21 protein-coding genes are annotated in these 25233 nt (G+C 60.9%); 2 read left to right on the top strand and 19 right to left on the bottom strand.

Annotation, left to right across the window (positions count from 1 at the left end; genetic code table 11):
• Window positions 1-135 precede the first annotated feature (135 nt).
• The 8 genes from M1617_03030 to tgt all read right to left on the bottom strand — a co-directional run bounded on the left by M1617_03030 (window position 136) and on the right by tgt (window position 12922).
• Window positions 136-2367 carry a cytochrome c3 family protein gene (locus M1617_03030; GenBank protein ID MCL5887261.1) on the bottom strand — a complete coding sequence of 744 codons (2232 nt, stop codon included), beginning with the start codon at window positions 2365-2367 and terminating at the stop codon, window positions 136-138.
• Between the two features lie 164 nt (window positions 2368-2531).
• Window positions 2532-3152 (bottom strand): MBL fold metallo-hydrolase, encoded by a 621-nt coding sequence (locus tag M1617_03025; GenBank protein ID MCL5887260.1) that lies wholly within the window; start codon window positions 3150-3152, stop codon window positions 2532-2534.
• 2 nt (window positions 3153-3154) lie between these two features.
• A complete protein-coding gene (locus tag M1617_03020) occupies window positions 3155-5368 on the bottom strand; it encodes a bifunctional (p)ppGpp synthetase/guanosine-3',5'-bis(diphosphate) 3'-pyrophosphohydrolase (GenBank protein ID MCL5887259.1) in 2214 nt (737 codons plus the stop codon).
• Window positions 5353-8973 (bottom strand): single-stranded-DNA-specific exonuclease RecJ, encoded by a 3621-nt coding sequence (recJ, locus tag M1617_03015; GenBank protein MCL5887258.1) that lies wholly within the window; start codon window positions 8971-8973, stop codon window positions 5353-5355. The genes M1617_03020 and recJ overlap by 16 nt, the downstream gene beginning before the upstream one ends.
• 132 nt (window positions 8974-9105) lie before the next feature.
• Window positions 9106-10002, bottom strand: a complete 897-nt coding sequence (gene secF, locus M1617_03010; GenBank protein MCL5887257.1) for a protein translocase subunit SecF — start codon at window positions 10000-10002, stop codon at window positions 9106-9108.
• Entirely contained in the window at window positions 9995-11269 is a 1275-nt protein-coding gene (gene secD, locus M1617_03005) for a protein translocase subunit SecD (GenBank protein MCL5887256.1), read from the bottom strand. The genes secF and secD overlap by 8 nt, the downstream gene beginning before the upstream one ends.
• Before the next feature lie 81 nt (window positions 11270-11350).
• The gene (gene yajC, locus M1617_03000; protein ID MCL5887255.1) at window positions 11351-11629 is read right to left on the bottom strand and encodes a preprotein translocase subunit YajC; all 279 of its coding nucleotides are present in this window, start codon (window positions 11627-11629) and stop codon (window positions 11351-11353) included.
• A gap of 171 nt (window positions 11630-11800) precedes the next feature.
• Window positions 11801-12922 carry a tRNA guanosine(34) transglycosylase Tgt gene (gene tgt / locus M1617_02995; protein MCL5887254.1) on the bottom strand — a complete coding sequence of 374 codons (1122 nt, stop codon included), beginning with the start codon at window positions 12920-12922 and terminating at the stop codon, window positions 11801-11803.
• A 125-nt stretch (window positions 12923-13047) separates the two neighbouring features.
• Here tgt and M1617_02990 point away from each other — a divergent pair, with 125 nt between their 5' ends.
• Entirely contained in the window at window positions 13048-13596 is a 549-nt protein-coding gene (locus M1617_02990; protein MCL5887253.1) for an RNA polymerase sigma factor, read from the top strand.
• Window positions 13593-14633 carry a zf-HC2 domain-containing protein gene (locus M1617_02985; protein ID MCL5887252.1) on the top strand — a complete coding sequence of 347 codons (1041 nt, stop codon included), beginning with the start codon at window positions 13593-13595 and terminating at the stop codon, window positions 14631-14633. Before M1617_02990 ends, M1617_02985 begins: the two co-directional genes overlap by 4 nt.
• Before the next feature lie 21 nt (window positions 14634-14654).
• Here the strand turns inward: M1617_02985 and queA are convergent, their stop codons facing one another.
• The 11 genes from queA to hisF all read right to left on the bottom strand — a co-directional run bounded on the left by queA (window position 14655) and on the right by hisF (window position 25226).
• Entirely contained in the window at window positions 14655-15692 is a 1038-nt protein-coding gene (queA, locus tag M1617_02980; protein ID MCL5887251.1) for a tRNA preQ1(34) S-adenosylmethionine ribosyltransferase-isomerase QueA, read from the bottom strand.
• 2 nt (window positions 15693-15694) lie between these two features.
• On the bottom strand, window positions 15695-17182 hold the full coding sequence (locus M1617_02975) for a PH domain-containing protein (protein ID MCL5887250.1): 1488 nt from the start codon (window positions 17180-17182) through the stop codon (window positions 15695-15697).
• A gap of 2 nt (window positions 17183-17184) precedes the next feature.
• Window positions 17185-17664, bottom strand: coding sequence for a PH domain-containing protein (locus M1617_02970; protein ID MCL5887249.1), 480 nt, complete (start codon window positions 17662-17664; stop codon window positions 17185-17187).
• A gap of 26 nt (window positions 17665-17690) precedes the next feature.
• The gene (locus M1617_02965; GenBank protein ID MCL5887248.1) at window positions 17691-18701 is read right to left on the bottom strand and encodes a dipeptide ABC transporter ATP-binding protein; all 1011 of its coding nucleotides are present in this window, start codon (window positions 18699-18701) and stop codon (window positions 17691-17693) included.
• A gap of 3 nt (window positions 18702-18704) precedes the next feature.
• Entirely contained in the window at window positions 18705-19721 is a 1017-nt protein-coding gene (locus tag M1617_02960; protein ID MCL5887247.1) for an ABC transporter ATP-binding protein, read from the bottom strand.
• Between the two features lie 2 nt (window positions 19722-19723).
• Entirely contained in the window at window positions 19724-20614 is an 891-nt protein-coding gene (locus M1617_02955; protein MCL5887246.1) for an ABC transporter permease, read from the bottom strand.
• A complete protein-coding gene (locus tag M1617_02950; GenBank protein ID MCL5887245.1) occupies window positions 20611-21588 on the bottom strand; it encodes an ABC transporter permease in 978 nt (325 codons plus the stop codon). The genes M1617_02955 and M1617_02950 overlap by 4 nt, the downstream gene beginning before the upstream one ends.
• A 122-nt stretch (window positions 21589-21710) precedes the next feature.
• The gene (locus tag M1617_02945) at window positions 21711-23360 is read right to left on the bottom strand and encodes an ABC transporter substrate-binding protein (GenBank protein MCL5887244.1); all 1650 of its coding nucleotides are present in this window, start codon (window positions 23358-23360) and stop codon (window positions 21711-21713) included.
• Between the two features lie 414 nt (window positions 23361-23774).
• Window positions 23775-24092, bottom strand: coding sequence for a phosphoribosyl-ATP diphosphatase (gene hisE / locus M1617_02940; protein ID MCL5887243.1), 318 nt, complete (start codon window positions 24090-24092; stop codon window positions 23775-23777).
• Complete coding sequence (hisI, locus tag M1617_02935) at window positions 24085-24441, bottom strand: phosphoribosyl-AMP cyclohydrolase (GenBank protein MCL5887242.1); 357 nt, start codon at window positions 24439-24441, stop codon at window positions 24085-24087. The genes hisE and hisI overlap by 8 nt, the downstream gene beginning before the upstream one ends.
• A gap of 17 nt (window positions 24442-24458) precedes the next feature.
• Window positions 24459-25226 (bottom strand): imidazole glycerol phosphate synthase subunit HisF, encoded by a 768-nt coding sequence (gene hisF, locus M1617_02930; protein ID MCL5887241.1) that lies wholly within the window; start codon window positions 25224-25226, stop codon window positions 24459-24461.
• Between the last annotated feature and the right edge of the window lie 7 nt (window positions 25227-25233).

Here is a 25233-nt window from a genome sequence, read left to right as displayed (position 1 = left end):
AGCTGGCTCAAGCCCGGTGCACTTGGAATCCTCAAACTCAGGGTGTTACGCTACAACAACGAATGGGACTCTCACTGGGCGTCAAGGTTCGCGGAAGCGGCCTAACCCCCCAAGATTAGATGCTTCTCGACCAATCTAAGGGGCTACCCAGGTTATGGCAGTTGGTGCACGCAGGAATCCTTGTGCCCCCACGCCGAAGGAGTAGCTGAAACTACGATCAATCGCGAAAGTGGCATTTGTCTGGACGGCCATGTCCATGACAATCCTGTCGCCTGGATTGAGCGTCACGGGTAGGAGGGCCGTTGCAGTAGCCGCCCGAGACTCACCCGGCAGTGACGTTGTTGGCCATGTAGTTCCCATGTTTGCAGGACCCACGATGGCCGGACCCCTAGTGTTGTTAGCTAGCCACACGTAGACGAAGGGACGCATGGACGCGCTAGCTCCAGTGGCGTTCTGCCTGACCCAAATCTCAATGTTCCATCCACCGGCCGGGATCGAAACGGTGGTGGCAACGGGTGGGGAGACGAACCTAACCATCCTCCAGTTCTGTGCACCAGTGGGTACGGTCACTGCGGCGGTCTGAGACTGGAAGGCAACAGTCGAACTGGCCGGTGCCATCGAGCGTACAGACCATCCAGCCACGGCAGCTTGATACGTGTCCCCCGCCTGATCACCCGAAGGAATATTGCCTGTCACAGTGTCTTCGGGCCTGAAAAACAAAGTGTTGGTCACAATGCCAGGGGGAGTGCCGGGTCCGGGGTTATGCACGTTGTTCCCACCGGGCGCATAACGGGTGCCCGGACTACTGGTATGACATTCGTAGCAGGACCGAGAGTCAGCACGATTGTGCCCGGCTGCCATGACCGGAAGCCTTAATACGGTGCCGCCGGTCCCATCACGACGCAGTCCGACCACAGTCTCGGTGGTGCTGACGGCGGTGACCGTAGAAGTGATGCTGTTCCAGACGAATCCATCGGTTGTCGCGTGACATGTCAGGCAGAAGGCACGAACCCCCGCCGCCGAAGTGGTCGAAAGCAGCCTGCCTCTCTCATCTGAGATCAGCGATGCGTTACCCCTGCTGGACCCGTGGGGGTTGTGGCAACTGAAGCACGGCATCGGCGATCCGACCGGGAACGTCCCGCCTGCCGTTTCGATCCGATGCCCCATGTTGGTTGTGGTAGCGACGGTCGATGTGGCCACGAACTGGCGGATGTTAGTCATGTTAGCGGGGCGCGTTGCAAACACACTGGGCGTGGTGGCTCCGTGACAAGCGAAGCAGGACTCAGCGAAGCCACCTATCTGGTCACTGGCCAAGGTCGATGCGCTCGGAGCGCGATAAGTGTGGCGAAGAGCGTCGTATCGGTTCGCCGAGCGATGGGACTGATGACAGTAGAGGCAGTCGCCTGCCTGACGCGACGGAGTAGCTATCGTCGAAGCTGGAATCAGCGCATGTCGATTGGCGCCCGCACTACTCACAATCGAGGGTCCAGGGAACCTGCCGCTCACCGGGAAGCCGCTGGCATCCCTGGAGGGAGTCGCCATGGAAGGATATCCTGGGCCGAACCAGTCGTTAGTACTGTTGTGGCAAGCCAGACACCAGGAGTTCCCGCGGGCTACCGTAGTCCCATTGATCGAGGGTCTAGGCAGCATTCTGTTGACGTTGAAGTCACCATGAGCCGAGTGGCAGCTGGAGCAGCGATCCGCTAGATCGGCTCCGGTATCGCGCTCCTCTAGAGCATGCCCGCTAGCGAGAGCGAACGAATTGGTGGGGCCGGTCCTGATATTGATCGCACCGGATCCATCGTGACACGTGAAGCAGACTGAACTCTCAGTCCTGGCCCCTGTCGCAGGTCTGAGCAGGCCCCTTGCGGTGGCGGCCTCATGCGGCGTGTGACAGGACGAACATAGATTGCCCGCTGTGGTGTAGGTCACGTGCGGGCGCGGTACCCATGTGGAGCGCACCGGACCTACTGGGGCCGATCGAGTCGACTGTAATCCAGCGCCGTCAAAGGCGCTGACCATGTAGAAGTACGGCTGACCCGGCACTCCCCTCACATCATCGAAACGCAGGCCGACCGTCGAACCAATCAACGAGGGTGTTCCCGTGGAGGTCAGCGAGCGCCAAACGTTATACCCACTCACGCCGACGTCATCGGTGGACGCATTCCAAGTAATCCTGGCAATCAGCGGAGATGTCGTTCCGGGGATAGCCTGGACATTCACCGGAACCGTTGGAGTCGTATTCGCAAAAGCTACTGCCGAAAAGACCAGTGCCCACATAACGACAAACAGCGCCAGGACAGCAAGCCGGAGTCCTCGGCGCTTAGCCTGTGCAACGACAAGGGGTCGCGTTGCCGCATATGTCATAGAGTTCTCACCGCAGTCGTCACGAATACCTCATGCGTCCTCAACGAGCAGCTCCGTCCTGTCCTTGTTGGCAAGCGGAATTATCTTACCTAAATGCAAGTTAATCGATTGTACCCGCAATCCAGCCAAGCGACCAGCCCCAAAGAATGCGAGACACAGCACTTCTAGCCCCTAGGGAAGAAGGGATTGATCCGCCGTTCGCGGTCGATGCTTGTATCCGGACCATGCCCAGGATGCACGAGCGTCTTGTCAGGAAGCGGAGCGATGCGCTCTGCGATCGAGCGCCCTAGTGCCCGCCCGTCACCTCGTGGGAAGTCGGTCCTACCGACGCTGCCCGCGAAAAGCGTGTCCCCCGAGAACAGATGTCCGTCGGCGAGCAGGCAGATGCTCCCGGGAGTATGTCCTGGCGTGTGCAGGACCTCGACGTTAAGCGAGCCCGCCTCGATGGTATCGCCGTCGCGAAGCTCTCGGCTGGCAGGAGGGGCTGCGGCCTCGAATCCGAAGGGCAGACCGCCGGTGCCGGCGGCAGTGGTGATCCAGGGTGCGTCGGCCATGTGGACCTGGAGTCCGGCTCCTGTGGCCGACATGACCTCGCCGGCTGCTGCTAGGTGATCGAAGTGCCCGTGCGTCAACACCACGGCAGCGACTTCTCGGCCTTTGAGCGCGCTCACAATCCGATCGGCCTCATCGGCAGGGTCGATGATGACCACTGGTCCTCCATGTCCGTCTGAAACGAGCCAGCAGTTGGTTTCCAGCGGGCCTAGTGCGAGTCTCTCGATCTTCACGGCTACCTCTTCTTCTTTTTGACTTCGGCGCCCGGGGCGCGGCGCTCGGCGTCGAAAACGCCATCCAGCGCACGGACTTCCCGTAAGAGCGGTCCGAGTTGGTCCATATTGCCTAGGTCGAACAGGAAGCGCATCGTCGAGATGCCCTCCTTGGTGGTCGAGTAGTTCGCCGACAGGATGCTCGCGCCTGCCTGGGCCAGTGTGTCGGTGACCTCGGGCAGCAGGCGTAGGCGCTCGAGGGCCTCGACTACGATCTCGACCTGGAACGTTGCCTCGTGCTCGCTATCCCACTCCACCTTGATCAGGCGCTCCGGCTGGCCGAGGAGTTCTGTCGCGTTCGGGCAATCCGCGCGGTGCACCGATACTCCCCTGCCTCGCGTGACGAAGCCGAGGATCTTGTCGCACGGCACCGGGGTGCAGCATCGGGATAGCCTGACGAGAACGCCCTCGACGCCTTTGACGCGGACGCCCACGCCGCCTTTGCGCTGGCGGTGCGCCTTGGGTGGGCGCATCGGCTCGGCGAGGGTGAACTCGCGCGGAAGGGTCTCCTCGGCGGGTTTGGCGTCATCGACCGACATCAGCTTGAGGATCTTGCCCGCCACCTGCTTGGGCGAGGCCTTCCCCGCCCCGATCTGCGCGAGCAGGTCGTCTGCGGATGCGAGCTTGACCTCGGCGGCTACCTGCTCCAAGGCGCGATTCGTCTGCGCCGATGACAGCCCCATGCCATGGCGCCTCATCACCTTGGCGAGCTCTTCCTTGCCTTTCGCGAGGTCGTCGACGCGACTGGCTTTCGAGAAGTGCCCGCGGATCTTGGTGCGCGCGCTGCTCGTCTTGATGATGTTGAGCCAGTCGCGGCTGGGCCACGAGTTCTTGTTGGTGAGGATCTCGACGCGGTCGCCCATGTGCAGTTCGTGAGCGAGCGGGACAATCGAGCCGTTGACCTTCGCGCCGACGCAGTGATGCCCGACCTCGGTGTGGATCGCGTAAGCGAAATCGAGCGGCGTGGCCCCTTTGCGAAGCGATCTGACGTCGCCCTTCGGCGTGAAGACGAAGACCTCGTCCTCAAAGAGGTCGATCTTGAGCGCTTCCATGAACTCGCGGGGATCCTTGAGTTCGGTCTGCCATTCGAGCATCTGCCGAAGCCACGAGAGCCTCTCCTCGAAGCTTGCGTCTCCTCGGCCGCCCTCCTTGTAGCGCCAGTGGGCTGCGATGCCGAACTCAGCGGTGCGATGCATCTCCTCGGTGCGGATCTGGATCTCCAAGGGGCGACCCGCGGGTCCGATGACCGTCGTGTGCAGCGACTGGTACATGTTGAACTTAGGCATGGCGACGTAGTCCTTGAAGCGACCGGGCACCGGCTTCCAAATCGAGTGGACCGTTCCCAGCGCGCCGTAGACGTCCTTGACCGAGCTTACGATGATGCGCAGGGCGATCAGGTCGTAGATCTCGTTGAAGTCCTTGCCCTTCTGCGACATCTTCTGGTGGATGCTGTACAGGTGCTTAGGGCGGCCTGAGATATCGGCCGAGACCCCGACCTCATGCAGCTCGCGATGGAGCGTGTCGATGACATCGGCGAGGTAGACTTCGCGCGCGGCCCTGCGCTCGGCGACCATCTTCTGGACCTGGTGGTACTTCTTGGGCTCGAGGTAGTAGAAGGCCAGGTCCTCGAGCTCCCACTTGATACTCGAGATGCCTAAGCGATGCGCGAGTGGCGCGTATATCTCGAGCGTCTCGATGGACTTGTCGCGCTGCCTGTCCGGCGGCAACACAGCGAGGGTGCGCATGTTGTGAAGGCGGTCGGCCAGCTTGATGATGATGACGCGGATGTCCTTGGCCATCGCAATGAGCATCTTACGCAAGTTGTTGCTTTGCGCTTCCGAGAGGGACTCGAACTCGATGCGCCCGAGCTTGGTGACGCCGTCCACGAGGTCGGCGACCTCATCACCGAAGCGCTCGCGTACCGTCCCCAGCTCCACCGAGCTGTCCTCGACGACGTCGTGGAGGATCGCTGCCTTGAGGGTCGCGGTGTCCATGTGGAGCTCAGCGAGGATGAGGCAAGTCTCGACGGGATGCGCCAAGAAAGGCTCACCCGACTTGCGCGATTGACCCTCGTGCGCCTCGCGAGCGAACTCGTAGGCATCCTCGAGATCCGTGACGTCGACGTCCGGAAGATACTGGCCTAGATGGCGTTCGATGTCTTCTAGGGTCGCTGACATGTCTCCTGGCCCGTCGTTGGCGTCGTTGATGGAAGGATAGGTCGATTGAAGCGCGCAAGCAAATCTTCGGCGGTTGCGCCAAGCGCCCAGGTGCGGAATTCGCGGAACTCGGCGATCTCTTCGAGCCCTTCGGAGTAGCGCACGGACTCGGCGAGCTCCATCTTGCCGGGCGGCGGCAGGACGACGGTGAGGCGCCGGTAAGGGCCGTGGCCTTCCGAACGCAACAGTCCGAGTTCGCGAAAGACCGACAGGCCCACAGAGACCGCCTTGTCGGTGAAGTCGCGACCGGCTTGGCGCGAGATCAGCTCGGCGAGCTCGGCGTTGGTGACCTCGAAGCCCTCGCCGTTCGAGCCCTGGATGTCTTTGAGCGTCAGGTAGAGGGCTGCCATGTCCTCGCGGGCCGGGGCCTGGGTCGAGAGCACGAGGTCGTTGATGCGACCGTCCCCCGCCCCGAAGAGCAGGTGAACCGCCGAAGGGGCTCCATCACGGCCGGCCCTGCCCGACATCTGGTTGAACTCGATCTCGTTGAATGGCAGGTGATAGAGCACGACGTTGCGGATATCGGGGATGTTGACGCCTTCACCGAAAGCACTCGTGGCCACGACGATGGATAGGTCGCCGTTCCTGAAGGCCTGCTCGACCGCGTGCCGAGCCTGCCTGCCGAGGCCACCGTTGTAGAACACGACCCGCGAGGCCAGCGCCGGGATGCGCTTGCGTAGCATGCGGGCGATGCGCACGGTCTGGTCACGCGAGTTCGAGTAGACGATCGTCTTGCCGCCGGAAAGCGCGATGGCCAGCAGACTTCCTTCCTTGTCTTTGATGCCGCGCCTGTCCTCAAGCCCGAGGTTGTCGCGCACCGCCGGGTCCTCGAGCACGACATCAATGCCGAGAGACTCCTCGATTATCGACGCGATCTCGGCGCTCGCCGTGGCGGTGCAAGCGAAGACTCCGACGCCATCGCCCAGTGAGGCTATCGCCTCGCCGAGCCGAGCGTATGCGGGGCGATGTCCGGCCTTCGCGCGACCCACGTGGTGCGCTTCGTCCACAACGACGAACCCGATCCGCTCGGTCGCTGCGAATCTGGCCGAGTTGTGCTCGAAGAACTCCGGTGTGGTCAGCACCACGGATACCTCGCCTTCGGCGAGTCCCGCGAAGATCTCGTCTCGCTGCGCCGATGAGGACTCACCTGTGAGAACCTTCACCGTCAAGCCGAACTCGAGGAACATCTCGGCGAGGTGGAAGTGCTGGTCGGCTACGAGTGCGCGCAAGGGGAAGACGAAGACCGACGCCTTTGATTCCTTAAGTGCGAGCCTGGCGGCGTGGGCGTGGAAGATCAGGGACTTGCCTCGGCCGGTGGCCATCACCGTAAGGCAGCGCCTGCCTGCTGCAAGCACCTCGAGGGCCTTGCCCTGGGTCTCCAGAAGCGCCCTGTCGCCGATGAGGCGCGTGATGATCGTGCGCTCAAGGGCCTCGGGCGACAGTTGCGCAAGCTCTTCGCGGATCTCAGCCTTGGAAGTCTCGCTCACCGGGTCGATGGCATCGCCTCGCCGGCTGATGCGCACATTGACGCCCCAGGAGCGTGCGTCGACGCCGCCGGTCACATCTGTGACCTCGACGTCGTAGGCGACACCGGCATCGAGTGCAGGTGCAAGGGCCTGGGCCAGACGGCGGTTGAGGAAGCCAACCTGTGCGCCACGGTGTTCGAAGAGCGCGATCGCATTGGCGTCATAGGGATTCTCGGGTTGGCGTCTCATCGCGAGTGCGTCGCCCGACTTCAACCGAGAGATAACGTCCTGTCTGCCTTCGAAAGTCACTCCGACGAGCTTGGTGTGGAACGACTCGGCGTCTGTGATTCCCGAGTACTCCTCGCGAGCGACGATCGCATCCGCGCGCGCGAATAGCTCTTCGACGAGCTCTGCCGCGGGTGCGTCCTCCTCGACTTCGAGGGTCGCGAAATCGCGAACCATCAGCTGTGCCCGGCGGTTGCCGCGCCACGTGTCGACGCTGAGCTCGAAGGCAAGATCGACCGGCGTCTCCATGTCGGCGGCCTGCTCGATGTCTCGGCAGCGGAATGCGATGGCGCCGACACCGTTCGTGCCGTCGAATGCGGTGAAGCGAAGGTGGTTCGAATCCTTACCCACTCGTTGGCGGGAGGTCATGAAGACGCTGCTCGCCTCAAACAGAGGCGCCGGATTCCCGTGTCCGAACGGCTCCATCAACGCGAGCTCCGTCCCCAACTCGACCGAAACATCATCGAGGGAGACCGCGACGTCACATAGCCGCTCGGCGACGAACTCATCGGCAGGCAGGGTCGCGAGATGTGCACGTAGCGATTCCCGGAAGGGTTCGAGCTCCTCCACCGCCAGGGTCACCCCGACTGCCGCATGGTGCCCGCCGAAGCGCACCAGGTGTGAGGAGCACGCCTCGACCGCAGCGTAGAGGTCGACGCTGCCAGCCGAGCGACCCGAGCCCAGGGCGAGCCCGTCGCGGATGACGAATAGGATGCACGGCAAGCCGAACCTGGTGGCCAACCTGGATGCGACGATCCCCTTCACGCCCTCGTGCCAACCCTCGCGTGCGAGCACCAGGGCGCGATCGCCGCTGCGGATGCTCTGCTCGGCGAGCTGGAGGGCCTCTTCGCTCATCTTCTGCTCGACGATTTGGCGGTTGCGATTCTGCTCATCGAGCGCGGATGCCAGCTTCTCGGCGGTCGGAGCGTCATCGACCATCATCAGGTCTAGCGCGATGTCCGGGCTTCCCATACGGCCGGCGGCGTTGAGTCGCGGCGCTAGACCGAAGGCGACATCCTGGGAGCGCAATCCACTCGCCGAGACACCCGCTACCTCTGCTAGCGCGGCGATGCCCGCTCGCGGAGCCGCTGCGATGCGCGCGAGGCCATCCGCGACCAGCGCTCGATTCTCGCCAATCAGCGGGACGATGTCGGCGATCGTGCCCAGCGCTGCAAGATCTGTGAGCGAACGCCAGACATCGGGCGAGCCGACCGCGTCGCCAACGGCCTGCACGAACTTGAGCGCGACACCCGCACCGGCAAGCGAGAAGGAGGGGCAGTTGGGGTCAAGCTTGGGGTTCACAACGGGTATCCCGACCGGCAGACCCTCCCCGGGCTCATGGTGATCGGTGACCACCACGTCCACCCCGGCGCCCAACAGCTGGGCGACCTCGGCTCTGGAGGAGACACCGCAGTCGACGGTAATGAGCAGCTTCGGACCAAGCGCAAGAGCACGATCCATCGCGGCAACCGAGAGCCCGTAACCTTCGGCGAACCTGTCCGGGATGATTGCCTCGACATCTGCGCCCATCGCCGAAAGTCCGCGAGCCATCAAAGCCGCCGAAGAGATGCCATCGAGGTCGAAGTCCCCGAAGACCACGATGCGCTCACGGGCCCTAATCGCGGCAGCGACCCTCTCGGCCCCCGCGCGCATACCCGGAATCACGTGCGGGTCGAGCCAGTCACGATCAAGCGACGGCTCGATGAATGCGCGGGCGGCGGCCGCATCGGTGATACCGCGGCCAACCATGATGCGGCAGAAGACCAGCGAAAAACCGGTCTCGCGCGCCAGCGCCTCGGCGGGACCAGGCTCCACTCTCCGGACGCCCCATCGGCCATGCCCACAGCAGTGCCCGCGCTGTTCGATTGTCACTTCGGTCATAGGTCCCACCCGCGAAGGCCGCACCCGAGGCTCGGCACTTCGAAATCGCTCGTAATATGCAGAAGGCTACGCGGCTCCAGCCTGCCTCTTGGCCAACGCCTGGAATTTGGGCTCGCGTTCCTTCCAAAGTACATAGATGGGGCTTGCAACGCCTATCGACGAGTAAGTGCTGACCAGCAGACCCACAGTGATGGCAAAGGCGAAGTCCATCAACGTCTCCCCGCCGAAGAGCAGCAGGGCGATGATGGGGACGAGCGAGGTCAGTGAGGTGTTGATGGTTCGCACCAACACTTGGTTGATTGAACGGTTCGCCATCGCAGTGAAAGTGGTGTTGACCAAGGCAGCGGAGTTCTCCTTCATGCGGTGGAACACCACGACCGTATCGTAGAGCGAGTATCCCGTGATCGTCAGCAGAGCGGCGATCGTGTTGGGCGTGATCTCCCTGCCTGCAAGAGCATAGATGCCCACGACGATCACAACGTCATGCAGCAAGGCGATGACGGCGCACACCGACATCTTGTACTCGAATCGCACCGACATGTAGAGTAACAGCGCGACAATCGATAGCACCAGCGCCATCAGGGCTGCGTTGGTGATACTCTCACCCCAGCCCGGACCGATAGTTGTGACGTTGCCTGCGGCGCTATCGATTCCCAGTATCCCTGCAGCCTCGACGAAGATGCGGTTGGCCTCATCGGGATCAGTCTCCCCTGATCTGACGATGAATCCGCCCTCCTGGACAGACTGGATCACGGGCTCTACAAGGCCAGCTTGGGCGAAAGCGTCCCTGACCTCAGCGTAGCTCAGGTCGGTATCTGTCCCGATGTTGATTACCGTCCCGCCCCGAAACTCCACTCCGAAAGTAAGGCCCCTGACGACGATTGCCCCTATAGACACAGAAAGAAGAATCGCCGAGATGACCGCAAAGATTTTCATGTGACCCAAAAAGTCGATCTTAGGCATTGGTGCTTCCTTTCGGCAGGGCGAACCAGCCGGGCGCCTTTGCCATCACGTTCTCGGCGAGGATGATGATCAACGGGCGCTTGAGCAGGAACATGCCGATCAAGTCGCAGATGATGCCGATCATGAGTGTCAGTGCGAAGCCCTTGACCGGTCCGATTGCTACAAAATAGAGGACCATGGCCGTGACCAGCGTAACCAGGTCGGCATCGAGCGAGGTTCCGATCGCATTGCGAGTCGAGGACTTAGCTGCGCTGCGGATCGTCTTGCCCTGGGCGACTTCTTCCTTGAAGCGCTCATTCATGAGGATGGAGGAGTCGGCTGCCAGACCGATCGTCAGCACGATTCCCGCTATTCCAGGCAGGGTCAACGCGAACCAGCCAAATGTAGACAGCACCGCAAGCGTGCCTAGGAAGATGGAGGCGAAAACCGCCATCGACAGTAGCGATATGACTCCCAGCAGTCGATAGAACACGAGGAGATAGACCGCGACAACCGCCAGGCCCACAAGAATCGCAAAAATGCCCTTATCGAGGGAGTCCTGTCCCAGCGTCGGGCCAACCACCCGGGCTTCAGAGAATTCGAGAGTGACCGGAAGAGCTCCGGTTTCCAGCACGGTCATCAGTTGGTTCGCTTCTTCGGGTGTGAAGTTGCCAGAGATCGATGTCTGGCCTCCGAGGATGGCTTCACGCACCACGGGGGCCGACTGGACCACTCCGTCCAAGACGATCGCGATTTGCCGACCGATCCTCGCTTGCGTGACCTCTGCCCATCTTTGTGCGCCCTCTTGGTTGAACGTGACATCCACAGATAATGCGCCGAACTGGTCGGTGCTTACGCTGGCGTCAGTGACCACTTCGCCGGTGAGCAGGATCTCACCCAACACCGGAGCACCGGTGGTAGCATCAACGCTGATCACATCACGAATCTCTAGTTGTCCTGTCGTACCGAGTGCATCCAGCGCCTCCTGAGCATTCCCGATGCCAGGCAATTGGACCAGAAGTGACGTCGCTCCCTGACGCTGGATCGAAGCCTCTGCGGCCCCTAGGCCGTCTACCCGGTTGCGGACAATGAGCTCCGCCCGGTCCATCACTTCTTCAGTGACGGGGATGCCGGGGGTTTCCTCGGCAGTTAGGATAAGAGACAAGCCACCCTTGATGTCGAGTCCACGGGTAATCTTCTGGTCGATTGGCCAGAGCAGGTACCAGGAGATTCCGACTAAGACGATCACGATCGCCAGGGCAAGAAAGTTCCACTGCCGCAGATTCATTACTTCCCGCTTTCCATGATGATAAGAATCCCGGGCAGCTGCACTTTGCGGGGCCGCCGGCTTTCGATTCGGGTCACTCGACTACTTCCCGTCTATCGCAGGGATGTCGCGGACGATCTTGCCGATGGCGGCCTTCTCGTACATCATCACCGAGCCGTCATGAGATTTGAGCAGCACGGTCTCATCGTTGACCTCAGTGACCTGACCATGCATCCCGCCCACCGTGATGACTCGATCGCCCACAGTCAGTGATGCTGCAAGCTCGCGCATCTCTCTGTTTCTGGTCTGCTGGGGGCGGATTATCAACAGATAGAACGCCAAGATGAGTACTGCTATATAGATGATGCTGATGATATCCACAACAAGAAACCTCCGGTGTCTAATCAGGGGTGCGCAGACAGAGCGCGACACTGCGTTTTCGGCTTGAAATGATAACATCATAGAGGAATCACTGCACAATGACTTTACCGGGTCTGACTGTTCGCCGCCGACCGCGCTCCGTGCGGCGTCGCTCGGCAGCAAAGCTGCCTATCAGTAGTCGTCCGCTCCAGGCCCTGCGAGCCACTCGTCCAAGAACTGGGCGTATCTCCCCTCGCGTATCGCCTCCCTTGCAAGCACCGTCAGATTCGTCAGGAACGCTAGATTGTGGATTGAGAGCAACGTGGATCCAAGCATCTCCTTGCACTGTACCAGGTGACGGATGTAGGCCCGCGAATAATCCCTGCACGTCGGACAGGTGCACGAGTCATCAAGCGGACCCAGGTCGTCTTTGTACCTGGCGTTTCGTAGGTTCATGCGACCTTGCGACGAGAAGGCGGTTCCGGTCCTAGCTGTCCTCGTCGGCAGCACGCAATCGAACATGTCCACACCCAGGCCTATCGCCTGGAGCATGGATGTCGGATTGCCCACTCCCATGAGGTAGCGCGGCTTGTCGGCGGGAAGTATCTCGCACACAGGAGCCAGCGATTCGAGCATCAGGTCGTGCGGCTCCCCCACCGAGTAGCCCCCGATGCCGTAGCCCGGGAAGCCGATATCGACAAGACCGCGTGCGCTCTCGATCCGCAGATCCTCGAACACCCCTCCCTGAACGATGCCGAAGAGGGCTTGATCGGGCCTCCTGTGAGCATCCTTGCAGCGCCGGGCCCAGTCGAGGCTTCGCCGAACCGCCGTCGCGACCAGTTCCTTGCTCGCCGGGTAAGGCGGGCAATGGTCGAGCTGCATGATGATGTCTGCGCCCAGTGCCTCCTGGACTGCCATGTTGTCCTCGGGGGTCCACCTGTGGAGCGTGCCGTCCACGATGCTCTTGAATGTCACGCCATCGTCGTCGAGCTTGAGAGTGTCGGCGATCGAGAAGACCTGGAATCCACCGGAATCAGTGAGGATGACCTTGTTCCAGTTCATGAAGGAGTGCAGGCCGCCTGCCCGACGGATGAGGTCGACTCCGGGGCGCAGGTAGAGATGGTAGGCGTTGGCAAGGAGCACCTGGGCTCCAAGCTCTGCCAGCTGCGGGGTCGTCACGCCCTTGACTGTGGCGCGAGTACCAACGGGCATGAAGACCGGAGTCTTTACCGGTCCATGCGTGGTCAGGAGCGTTCCTGTGCGCGCCGATGAGTGCGGGTCGGTCGCGTGGACCGAGAAGTCGAAACGAGTCATGAGCCGATACTACCAGCACTTGGCATCTGTTGTATCCTTGACATGCAGCGGTGGGCGATGATTATGCATCGATCACACGTGAACCGCACAGCTGCAACCGACGTCATATCAGCGAAAGGTGTTGGATGCCCTCGGCAAGAACCGAAGAGACCGAGCTTATCGAAGCCGCACGCGCAGGTGACGTGGCGGCTTTCGAAACGCTCATGCGCACCCATGCGAGCGCCGTTTACGCCCACGCGCTTCGGTTCTTCGGCGACAAGGCGGCTGCTGATGACGTTGTGCAGGAGGTGTTCATCAAGGTGTATCGATCCCTAGCCGGGTTCAACGGGGAATCAGCCTTCTCGACCTGGCTTTTCCGGGTGACGCGCAACATCTGCCTGGACTCCTTGAGGGCAGGCAAGCGAAGGCCGATTCCTGTGGACCCGCTGACGATTGCGACCGACTCTTCGCCCGATCATGCTTCGGGGGTCATCGACAAAGTCGCGCTAGAAGAGGCGATGCGAGCCCTCTCACCCGAGGACCGCGAGGCACTCTCTGCGGTGACGCTCTTCGGCATGGGGTATGCGGAAGCCGCCGAGGCTCTCGGCGTGCCCGCTGGTACGGTCAAATCGCGCGTGTTCCGCGCCCGACGGACGTTGATGACGATAATGGGTCTTCTAGGTGAGAGACGATGAACGATAACGAGTGCCTGCAAATACAGGAGATCATCTCGGTAGCGGCAGACGGTGAGCGCCTCGATGCCGAGGAGATTGCTCGCGCCAAGCGGCATTGCGCCGCGTGCGAAAGCTGCACTCGATTCGTCGGCGTGCTGGCGAACATGCGAAAAGTGCCGACTCCGGCGGTCGATGAAGGCGTAGTTGTAGCGACGCTCGCTGCGATCGTCCGCGAACAGCAAGCGACGAAAGCGGCGGCAGCAGCGGAGGTTCAAGCGGCGGCAAAAGCCGGGACAGAAGCCCCCGGCAAGTCGAAATCGTGGCTACCGCCGAGTATCGCCGACCTTCTGCGCCACCCGAAGCTAGTGTTCATCGGGGCTGCGGCTTCAATCCTGGTGGTAGCGGGATTCGGCACTATAGTCGGGGTGCGCTATCTGATGACTCCAGCCGGACCCCAGACTGCCTTCGAGGTGACCGCCGATGCTCCGATGCCAATGGGCGCCGACACTGCAATCGAGGCACCGCCGCCTGCGGATGTGCCCCCACAGGCTGTGGCCCCCGAGGCCGCACCAGCCACGGGCGCCCGCTTCGCTGTGCTGGGCGAGAATGTCTACCAGGTCGCCGAAAGCCCCTCGCTCGGCCGCCCTGAGGGCGATTCGATCGGATCGATCATCACTGACCTAGGCTCGGGATCCACCGGTTCTCACCAAGCTTATGCGACCCGGGAAGTCGGCACGATCATGATCCTCGGACCGGATGATGTCCTCTACGAGGCGACGCTCGTCACGCGCACCCTCCGAGGCCGGACATTCGCTCTGACCTCAGGGACGCTTGGCGCCTTCGGAATGTGGCCCATCCTGCCGCCGCGATTCGCTCCCCCTGCCGAGGAAGACGGGGCACCCACATTCGAGCAAGCCGGTAGGGACGACCAGGGTACGCCGATTTTTGCGCCTCCGGGGGCGTCACCCGAAGCAGGCTTCGCGATGGCTCCTGAGACCTCAGGCGTCGAATCACTTGCGGGCTCCCCCAACTGGAGTTGGTGGGTGCCGGTCGAGTAGAGCCGCCTGGCGCTCAATCGACTACTTCAGCAGCATCGCATCGCCGAAGGAAAGCATCCTGTACTGTCTCTCGATGGCCTCGTGGTACGCACCCATCACAAGATCACGACCCGCGAACGCGCTGATCATCATGAGCAACGTCGAACGCGGCGTGTGGAAGTTCGTGATCAGCGCATCGATCGCGCGGAATCTGTAGCCGGGCAGGATGTACAGATCGGTCTCGCGTGCCTGTGGGGTGACTTCGCCGACTTCCGGGTCCCACGCGCTCTCCAGCGACCGCGCTGATGTCGTCCCCACAGCCACCACCTTGCCGCCCTTGGCGCGAGCGGTGTTGATGATCTCGGCGGCGAGCGGGCCGACCCTGAAGTACTCCTTGTGGATCACGTGCTCGGTGGGGTCATCCTCGGCGACTGGGCGGAATGTGTCGATCCCGACATCGAGCTCGACACGCGCGATCCGCACACCCATGGACTCGATGCGCTCCATCAGTTCAGGCGTGAAGTGTAGCCCGGCTGTGGGCGCCGCAGCGCTGCGCGCCTCACGGGCGTAGACGGTCTGATACGTCGACGGATCCGCCAGCGGCTTGGTGATGTATGGCGGCAGCGGCATCTCGCCGATCTCGTTGACCACGTCGCCGAATGTCCTGGGCGCATCCACCGAGAAGCGGATCAGCCTTGCTCCCGAGTCGGCCACTTTGTCGACCACCAGCCCGCGCATGACTCCATCGCCGAAGACGAGCTTGGCGCCCGGCATGATTCGGCGTCCCGGCTTGACCAGGCACTCCCATGTGTTCTCGTACGCCTCACGCAGGAGCAACACTTCCACGGCGCCGCCGGTCTCGTCCTTCGCACCCTTCAAGCGCGCTGGCATGACACGCGTCTCGTTCACGACCAGCACGTCGCCTTTGTTCAGGTAATCGGGAAGGTCGCGGAAGATCCGGTGATCGATCTGCCCGCTGGCCCTGTCAAGCACAAGGAGCCTGCACGCATCCCGGGGTTCCATGGGCTCTTGAGCGATCAGGCCACTGGGCAAGTCGTAATCGAAGTCATCCGTGCGCATCTTCAGGTTCCCTTTCTTGACACCCATTCGAACAGTCGCCACGCTTCAGACTCTTCCACATGCGCCACCGCAGCTCGAGATACTGACGCGATCTGGACTCTGACAGTAGCCAACCCCATCCGCCTCTGTATCGGATTGCGCGTGACCTGAACCGATTGTATCCGAGAGCGTCTCACGACAAGCGTGGTGCGACTGATGATGCGCCACCGTAATGCCAGCGTCACCTCATCGAAACCCCAGGCGGCGTCTTTGTGCATGGCCACGCCCCACGCAGCAGCGAGCAACGGAACCAGGAAGGCCAGCCACCCATAGGGAAGGAACACCGCTGCCGCAACCGCCACGATCAATGGGGCGATTGCGGGAAACACGACATAGAGCGGTAGCCCCGAACGGGGCACAGGTTGCATCTGCGGGGGCAGGTGCCCGGGGACCATCGCCTCGGAGAACCGGAGTGCCTCTTCCCGCTCCAAAATCGGGTGCAGGACATCAGAACCCGACTGGGCCTCCGTCCCCCACATCACCCCCGCGCAATCCGCGGACACGGCGACCTTGGATACCATCTGGGCCGGGACGCTCTCTGTGTATCTCACCGCTTGGACCCGCCGAAGGGGCACGCTGCGCATCACTCTGCGCAACAGGCCATGCTCGACCACTATGACGTCGCCACCACATCCTGCCGAGAAGCCCCAGTACCGCAAGGCGGTCAACACGCAGTTGACGGCCCATGCGACGAGGATGACCAGTACGATGAGCACCAGACCCCCGAGGATCAATACGAAATCAGGGGGGGTGCTGTCGACGGGACCCACTAGCAATCCGTAGATCTCTACAATGACTCCAACTCCGGCTATCGTCCCCACAAGAGCCGCCCCGAAACCCGACGTGGACGTCAAGGCATTGAGTGCAAGCATCCGGTCACTGAGGGTCCACTTCTCGGCGACACAGGCTACTCCTCCGGCTAGGGACAGAGTGTCAGCCGAAGCGACCGCATCACCTTCGACAGTGAACGGCGGCCGGGTCACAGGCCGCAGGCTCCTCAGCGCCTGCGTCAGATCCTCGGCTTGCGCGATGGTCAGTGCAGGAATCGATACCTCCGGCTTGCCCGTGGCCCCAGCGGTATGCACGTTGAGGGTCACCAGGCCCAAGATTCTGAAGGCCAGATTGGCTGCGGTGTCTATGGTCTGGATTCGCTCCCCCGCCATGCGGGTGTTCTTGCGGAAGAGTATCCCCTGCTCGACATGGAACGTATCTCCGTCGATGGTGAACTGGAACTTGAGCCAGCGAACGTAGCTGACCGCCAATGTGGCGCCTATCGCAGCAACCACAAGGCCGCCGCCAACGATCGGGAGGAATATCCTTGCCAAGCCGTCGGCTTCTAACATACTCAGGACTAAGATCGGAGCGGCGATACTCAACAGCGTGGTCACTGTGCTCCAAGCGTAGACGGCTATCGCTGCTGGATGTGCCCGGCGCGGCTCTGACCAGCTCACCGTCAAAGCACGTCCTCGATCATTCCAGCGGATAGTGCGATGCGATCGCGAAGAGCGTCGGCCACCTCGTTGGAGAGGCCAGGGATCTCGTGCATTCCGGCGGCTGTGGCGATGGTGACATCGGCCAGACCGAACGCTCGCAACAAAGGTCCCGCCTTCGTGTCAACATGCTGGACCCTCGCCATCGGGATGATCGTGCGCTTCTGGATCAACAGGCCGAACTTCAGATCGATCTCTGTGTCGAGGACCTCATAGCGCCACCTGAGCCAGAGTACTCTGGGAAACAACCCCACCGACAGCAACCCCCAGGTCAGTAGGGCCACCGCCGCAACTGGCAATACCTGCCATGGAATCACATTGAACCGGTAGAGAACTGCGAGCACAAGCAGCCCGGACCCCAGAACAGCAACTGAGATCAGGCTCTGTATGCGCCACACAGTGACTGCGCGCTCGTCGAGTCGTTCGGATGGATCAGGTCTCATCCGCTCCCCTTTCTAGAAGGCTCGAGTCACTTAGCAGGCGACTCGGTATCGATAGGCAGCGGCTTCGCGAAATGGCAGGCCGCAAGGTGTCCTGGCGCAACCTCGGCGAGAGGCGGCTCGATCTCGGCGCACTGCGGGAACTGCGCGATCGGGCAGCGAGTGTGGAATCGGCAACCAGACGGAGGGTCGATCGGGCTGGGGACGTCTCCATGCAAGATGATGCGCCCCCGCGAGCGCTGCGCCTTGGGGTCAGGCAGCGGAGCGGCGGACAGTAATGACTGTGTGTAAGGGTGATGCGGAGTATCGTAGACTCCCCTCCAGTCCCCAGACTCGACGATCTTGCCCAGATACATCACAGCGATTCTATCAGAGATGTGACGTACTACCGACAGATCGTGGGCGATGAACAGATATGTCAGCCCGAACGTCTTCTGCAGATCCTCGAGCAGGTTGATGATCTGGGCCTGAATCGAGACGTCCAACGCCGACACGGGCTCATCGCAGACGATGAGCTTGGGGCGCAAAGCGAGTGCACGAGCGATGCCGATGCGCTGTCTTTGTCCACCCGAAAACTCATGCGGGAAGCGGTTGACGTGCTCAGGATTCAACCCGACGACCTCGAGAAGCTCCTTGACCTGGGCTCGGCGCTCATCGCGAGTGCCGATACCGTGGACAGAAAGCGGTTCTCGGACGATCTCGCCGATCGTCATCCTCGGATTCAGTGATGCGTAAGGATCCTGGAAGATGATCTGCACATCTCGCCTGAAAGCCTTGAGCGCCTTGCCGCCTAGCTTGCCAATCTCTGCTCCCTCGAATGTGACGCTCCCGGAAGTCTTCTCGAGCAGCCTGGTCACGCATCGGCCGGTAGTGGACTTGCCGCACCCGGATTCGCCTACAAGACCCAGCGTCTCGCCTTCATTGACCGAGAACGACACGTCGTCGACAGCGTAGACCTTTCGGCCGAGGTGTGAGCTGAACATACCCTGCTCGACCGGGAAGTGCTTGCGTAGGCTCTCAACCCGAAGTATTTCAGTCATGGCTCATGCCACCTCATCCGTTGCGGGCGAAGCCTTGCGCGTGAAGCCCGGGTCACTCGCGAAATGACAGGCCGCAAGATGTCCGTCGCCTACATCGACCAAAGCCGGGGTTTGCGCAGAACAAATCTCGCGCGCATAAGCGCATCGGGGGTGGAAGGCGCACCCGCTTGGCAGGTTGATAAGACTGGGCGGCTGGCCCATGATCGGCAGCAGCGACCCCTTGCTGCCAACGTCATGCCGAGGAAGACTGTCGAGCAGGCCCCAAGCGTAGGGGTGCCTCGGTTGATAGAAGACCTCATCGGCCTTTCCGTACTCTACCTGCTTGCCTGCGTACATGACCATCACGTCATCGGCTATGTCTGCTACGACGCCCAGGTCGTGAGTGATCATGATGATGGCGGTCCCGGTCCTTTGCTGCAGATCGAGCAACAAGTCGAGTATCTGCGCCTGGATGGTCACGTCGAGGGCGGTGGTGGGCTCATCGGCAATCAGAATGTCAGGCTCGCATGCGAGCGCCATCGCGATCATAGCCCGCTGGCGCATCCCGCCCGAGAACTGGTGCGGATAGTCGCGCGCACGGGACTTGGCGTGTGGGATGCCGACCATGTCGAGCAACTCTATCGCGCGCTCGAAGGACTCCTTGCGATTCATTCCCTTGTGCACCATGAGCGTCTCTCCGACCTGATTTCCGATGCGGAAAACCGGGTTCAGTGAGGTCATGGGGTCCTGAAAGATCATCGCGATGCGATCGCCTCTAAGTCCGCGGACCTCCGAGTCAGTCATCTTCAGCACGTCAGCGCCCTTGTAGAGAACCTCGCCCGAGACGATCTTCCCGCCGGGTTCCGGTATGAGTCGCATCACCGAGAGCGCCGTGACGGACTTCCCCGAGCCTGACTCGCCGACGACGGCTAGGGTGCGGCCCGGGGCTAGCGAGAAGGAGACGCCGTCGACGGCGCGGACAACGCCGTCGGTCGTTTTGAAGTGTGTGGCCAGTGAGTTGACCTGCAGTAGCTCAGACATGCTCAGTCCTTCATCTTCACGTCAAGTGCGTCGCGCAAACCATCGCCCATGAGAACGAACGCCAGAACCGTAGTTAGGATCGCCAGCCCCGGCCAGAAGACAAGCCACGGCGCAACGAACATCAGCGCCCTGGCATCGGAAAGCATCAGGCCCCACGAGGGCGTCGGCGGCTGGACCCCCATCCCAAGGAACGATAGTGCCGCTTCGGTGATGATGGCACCACCGATACTCATCGTTCCGTAGACGATGATAGGCGCTATAGCGTTGGGCATGATGTGCCTGAACAGTATGCGAACATGAGAGGCGCCCATGGCCCTGGCGGCATCGACATACTCGTTCTGCTTGACCGAAAGGATCGAGCTTCTAAAGACCCGCGCAATGGCGGGCCAGCCTAATATCCCGATCGCTATGAACACGTTCTGATAGCTGGGCCCCAATACTGCGACGAGCGCTATTGCAAAAAGGATGTACGGGAAAGCGAAGAACACATCGGCACTGCGCATGACAAGAGTGTCAACGAGCCCGCCGAAGTAGCCCGATATCGCACCCAAGGTCAAACCGATGACGAGCGATATCGCAACGGCGATGAGGCCGACCGCAAGTGATATGCGGGCTCCATATATGACTCGGGAGAGGACATCCCTGCCCAACCTATCCGTCCCAAAAGGATGCTCTGCCGAAGGAGCCTGCAGGCTCGCGCCTGGGGTGGTGTTGATTGCAAGGGGGTCAGCAAACGTCGTTGGCACCCACAGGTCGGCTGAGAGGGCAACCGTAACGATAAGAACCACCCAGGCCATGCTAACTACGGCAAGCTTATTCTTGCGCAGACGCCGCCAGGCGTCCCCCCACAACGTACGACTCTTCTGAACTGTAACTGTCTGATCAGCAGTCATCGCTTCGCTCCCGAGTACTTGATCCTGGGATCCAAAGCGGCGTAACTCAAGTCGACCAGGAGGTTGATGATCATCACGATTATGACGACGATGATGACGCCGCCCATCACTATGGGCCAGTCCCGTTGGCCAACCGCAAGGAATATCTCACGACCGACTCCGGGCCAGCTAAACACCGACTCCGTCAGGATGGCCCCACCCATCATCGCCCCGAAGTCTATGCCGATGAAGGTGACCACTGGGATCATGGCATTCTTCAGACCATGCTTGAATGTGACCGCATTACGCGATAGCCCTTTGGCTTGAGCAGTGCGGATGTAGTCCTGGCTCATAGCCTCGAGCATCTGGCTTCGCATAATCCGGGCGACATAGGCGGTTGAAACGGAAGCGAGCGTGATTGCCGGCAGTATAAGGTGTGCCCAATCGGGAAATTGAGCAGAGGACATCTGAGATATCGGTAAGAAGAACGCTCCGCTGGTCCACTCTTTCATCTGTATGCCGAAGAGTATCTGCAGGAGCATGCCTAACCAGAAGACCGGGACCGAGACCAGAACCGATGTTGATAAGGTCACGAACACGTCCCAAAAAGAGTACCGTTTGATAGCCGAAATGATGCCAGCGGCCACGCCGACGATAAGTTCGATGAATATGGCGGCCAACGCTAATCGCAAAGTGTTGGGGAACTTCTCGGCGAAGATGTCGACCACGGGGCGACCACGCTGAAAGGATTCACCCAGGTCGCCCTGCGCAAGGTTGGTCAAGTAGATCCAGTACTGGACGTGCAGGGGTTGATCAAGCGCGTGCTCCTTGATCACCTGAGCCCTAAGTTGCTCGGAGATGGCCCGTTCGCCAGTGATCATCCTTACGGGATCGCCGGGCAGCACACCGGGAGCGCGAAGAACGAACAGCAACAACGTCACACCCAGGAATACCGGGATCATCTGCAGCAGGCGCCGCGCAACGTACTTGAACATCCATCACTCTCTTGTCTCTACCGTCTGTGCACCGCTTGTCGGCCACAGCCACCAACACCCTGCGTGCCGAGACGCCATGCAGCACGTCCCGGCACGCCTGGTCTATCGAACGTCATTCAGTCTTACTGTGCAAGCCAAACGCTCTCGAAGGCGAAGAGTCCCTTGGGGCTCATCACGCCATCGCGAACTCTTTCCGAGGCAACCCGCGTGTGGCTGTAGTACATCAATGGAATCACAGGCATATCGGCGCCGATAGCGGCCTCGATCTCTTGGTACAGAGCGATGCGCTCTGCATCATCGACGGTCTTACGAGCCTGCTCGAGCATCCTGTCGACTTCGGGGTTGGTGTAACCGGCGAAGTTGTCAGAGCTACCTGACTTGAAGAGCGGGTACAGGAAGTTGTCCATGATCGGGTAGTCGGCGACCCATCCCAAGCGACCCATCTGGTAGGTCCTCTCGGCGAGTCGATCTAGGTAAGCTGCCCACTCCATACCCTTGAGCTCGGACTCGATACCGATAGCCGCAAAGTCGCTCTGGACCAGCTGCAAGATATCCTCGTGTCCGGCACCTGAGTTGTACTCAAGCACGATCGGGGGTAGGCCATCGCCGTTGGGGAATCCTGCCTCTTCCAGGGCAGCTTTTGCTGCATCGACATCGTACCTTGAGTTCTCCCACGCATCCTCAGTGAAGCCGACGATGCCAGGAGGCACGATTCCGCTAGCCGGAGTCCTTGTTCCCTCGAAGACGATATCGCAGATTGCCTGGCGATTGATCGCCAGAGACAGCGCCTCGCGAACCTGTGGGTTCTGGAACACTTCCTGCGTGTTGTTCATAAGCAGGTAGTAGGTTGCCGACTCGTTGCCGAGGAGGACTTGCTCGCCGGGGTTGGCGGTGTAGCCATCAGGGCTACGACCATACTGATCGACCGTGGCGTCGATCTGGCCCGACGGTATCCGAGTGAAGTCGAGGTTACCGGCCTGGAACTCAAGGAACGCAGTGTCCATGTCGGCAAGGATGCGGAAATCGACAGCGTCGATGTTCGGTGCGGTACCGTAGTAGTCCTCGAACCTTTCGATTCTGATGAACTGATCCCGCGCCCATGGCTCACTCATTCTGAATGGGCCGTTGCCGATCGGCATCGCACCGAAGGCCGCAGGATCCGGCTCGACTTCCTCGCGAGGCACAGGAGCGAGAGCAGGATGGCCGACGACAAACTCAAAGTCGGCGAAGGCGTAAGAAAGCGTTACTTCAAGGGTTAGATCGTCTACGACCCTGACACCTGCAAGCTCAGTGGCGGCTCCGGATGCCATTGCTTCAAAGCCCTCCACCGCAGAGAGGTGGTAGGAGATCTCAGACTGGTTCTCCGGGTTGACGATGCGCTCCCAGGCGAACTTGAAGTCCGCGGCGGTGACCTCGCGACCGTTGTGGAAAGTCGCACCTTCAACAAGGTTGAAGGTCCAAACAGTGGCATCCTCGTTGGATTCCCAGCTAGCCGCAGCAGCGGGAATGATCTCGGAGGTGATTGGGTCGAAGCTCACCAGGCTGTCGAAGAGTGCTTGGCCGACCTGGGTGCCCTCCGATTCCTGTAGGTTGAAGGGATCGATGAACGCAGGCTCACTGATGTAGAAGCTCAGTGTTCCGCCCCTCTGCACCTCGTCTTGAGGCGGTGCAGGCTCCTGCTCTTGTGGAGCACATCCCGTAGCGAAGAGCATCGCCGCCACGAGTACGGCACCGAGTGCCGCTACCAACCACTTGCTCGATCTGGATCTCAAGTGACTTCCTCCATTCAATCCGCGGTCATGTCCCTGCTGGCCCTAGCATCTCATCTATTCACTATCCGGCCTATTATACTCAAAACTGACGGGAGCTACATCCCCCTTCCTGGCCGAAAAGTTGAATCCTCTGGCCTCGTTTTTGCAACTTGAGGCGTGAGAACTGAAGCTCATGACTGGAAAGCCTAATCTTTCTTAACAATTCCAGTCACTCGCAGTATAATGCGGAATAGCTTAGATCAGGGAGCCGCGCGCCGATGATAAGCAAATCGCCTTGCCCAAAGTGCAAGGGCAACAAAGTCGTCCACATCACCGATGCAAGCGGACGCCCCAAGAATGTCCGGTGTCCTGATTGTTCGGGCACTGGCTATGTAATCAAGGTGACGAACGCGACCCGATAGCTCTTGCGAGCTTCTAGCTCTTCCGGCGACCCGCTAGTTCATCCGCGACGTCATCGAGCGTCAAGCCGTAGCGCACCATCACGACCATCACATGGTAGAGAAGATCCGCGATCTCGTATCGCAGCTGGACCGCGTCAGCGTCTTTGGCTGCCATGACCACCTCGGTGGCTTCCTCCCCAATCTTTTTGAGCAGGCGATCCTCGGGCCCCGCTAGTAGCTGCGCAGTGTAGCTCTCGCCACCGACATCGACTTGACCGCGCCTGCTTTCCAGCACCTCGAAGAGCTCCGAGAGCACTTGCCCGACGTCCTTGCCGTGCCTGACTTCAGACATCTGCGTCCACCTCCAGAAGCGATCGGTAAAAGCACGACCTGCGCTCGGTATGACAGGCGACTCCGACCTGATCGACAAGAACCAGAAGGCAATCAGCGTCGCAGTCGTAGCGCACGTCCACGACCGCCTGAATGTTGCCCGAGCTCTCGCCCTTCATCCAATACTTCTTTCGGGAACGACTCCAAAACCAAGTGGCTTTGGTCTCCAGAGTCTTTTCGAGGGACTCCAGATTCATGTAGGCCACCATGAGAACCTCGCCGGTATCGTGCTGTTGAACGACGGCAGGTATCAATCCGGCGGCATCGAAAGTCAGCTCCGCTGGTACCAGTAAGCCTTCTTCACGCTGCATGACACACGCCCTTTCCTCTATAGCCTGACATTGATGCCCTTGTCGCGCATGTTCGCCTTGACCTGTGCGATCGTGAGCTCACCTCGGTGGAAAACACCTGCTGCGAGCACCGCATCCGCGCGTCCTGCAACAACGACCTCGACGAAGTCATCGAGCGTCCCTGCCCCACCGCTCGCGATGGTCGGGATATTGACTGCCGAGGAGACCGACCGCGTCAGATCGATATCGAATCCGTCCTTGGTGCCATCCCGATCCATGCTCGTCAGGAGCACTTCACCCGCACCCAGGGACTCCGCCTTCCGGACCCACTCCAGCGCATCAAGGCCGGTGTTGGTCCTCCCGCCGGCAACAAAGACCTCCCAGCGAGCGGGATTGGAGCCTCGAACCCGCCTGGCGTCGATAGCGACAACCACGCACTGTGCACCAAAGAATCGCGATGCGCGCGAGATGAGACCCGGATCGCGGATAGCCGCCGAGTTGACCGACACCTTGTCGCATCCCGCGGCCAACATTCCTCGGATGTCATCGACACTGCGCATCCCGCCACCGACCGTGAGCGGAATGAAGACCTTCTCGGCGGTCTGGGTAGCGACCTCGCGCATGTAGGGGCGCTCCTCATGCGTGGCGGTGATGTCGAGGAAGACGATCTCATCAGCGCCAGCGCGATCATACGCCGAGGCAAGCTCGACCGGGTCCCCCATGTCCGCAAGATCGACGAAGTTCACGCCCTTGACCACTCGGCCTTTATCGACGTCCAAGCAGGGAATGACGCGGACTGAGAGCAAGCGCGAT

It is taken from the genome of Actinomycetota bacterium (genome assembly GCA_023488435.1).
GTDB lineage: Bacteria > Actinomycetota > Coriobacteriia > Anaerosomatales > UBA912 > UBA912.
This window is presented reverse-complemented; position numbering and strand designations above follow the sequence as displayed.

Coding starts and splice junctions, on each gene's coding strand:
- hisI (MCL5887242.1), bottom strand. CDS start 24,441: ATGCAGCGTGAAGAAGGCTTACTGGTACCAGCGGAGCTGACTTTCGAT.
- secD (MCL5887256.1), bottom strand. CDS start 11,269: ATGAATCTGCGGCAGTGGAACTTTCTTGCCCTGGCGATCGTGATCGTC.
- secF (MCL5887257.1), bottom strand. CDS start 10,002: ATGCCTAAGATCGACTTTTTGGGTCACATGAAAATCTTTGCGGTCATC.
- M1617_02960 (MCL5887247.1), bottom strand. CDS start 19,721: ATGTCTGAGCTACTGCAGGTCAACTCACTGGCCACACACTTCAAAACG.
- M1617_03020 (MCL5887259.1), bottom strand. CDS start 5,368: ATGTCAGCGACCCTAGAAGACATCGAACGCCATCTAGGCCAGTATCTT.
- M1617_02970 (MCL5887249.1), bottom strand. CDS start 17,664: ATGAGACCTGATCCATCCGAACGACTCGACGAGCGCGCAGTCACTGTG.
- M1617_02955 (MCL5887246.1), bottom strand. CDS start 20,614: ATGACTGCTGATCAGACAGTTACAGTTCAGAAGAGTCGTACGTTGTGG.
- M1617_02965 (MCL5887248.1), bottom strand. CDS start 18,701: ATGACTGAAATACTTCGGGTTGAGAGCCTACGCAAGCACTTCCCGGTC.
- queA (MCL5887251.1), bottom strand. CDS start 15,692: ATGCGCACGGATGACTTCGATTACGACTTGCCCAGTGGCCTGATCGCT.
- hisE (MCL5887243.1), bottom strand. CDS start 24,092: ATGTCTGAAGTCAGGCACGGCAAGGACGTCGGGCAAGTGCTCTCGGAG.
- M1617_02985 (MCL5887252.1), top strand. CDS start 13,593: ATGAACGATAACGAGTGCCTGCAAATACAGGAGATCATCTCGGTAGCG.
- M1617_03030 (MCL5887261.1), bottom strand. CDS start 2,367: ATGACATATGCGGCAACGCGACCCCTTGTCGTTGCACAGGCTAAGCGC.
- M1617_02950 (MCL5887245.1), bottom strand. CDS start 21,588: ATGTTCAAGTACGTTGCGCGGCGCCTGCTGCAGATGATCCCGGTATTC.
- M1617_02990 (MCL5887253.1), top strand. CDS start 13,048: ATGCCCTCGGCAAGAACCGAAGAGACCGAGCTTATCGAAGCCGCACGC.
- tgt (MCL5887254.1), bottom strand. CDS start 12,922: ATGACTCGTTTCGACTTCTCGGTCCACGCGACCGACCCGCACTCATCG.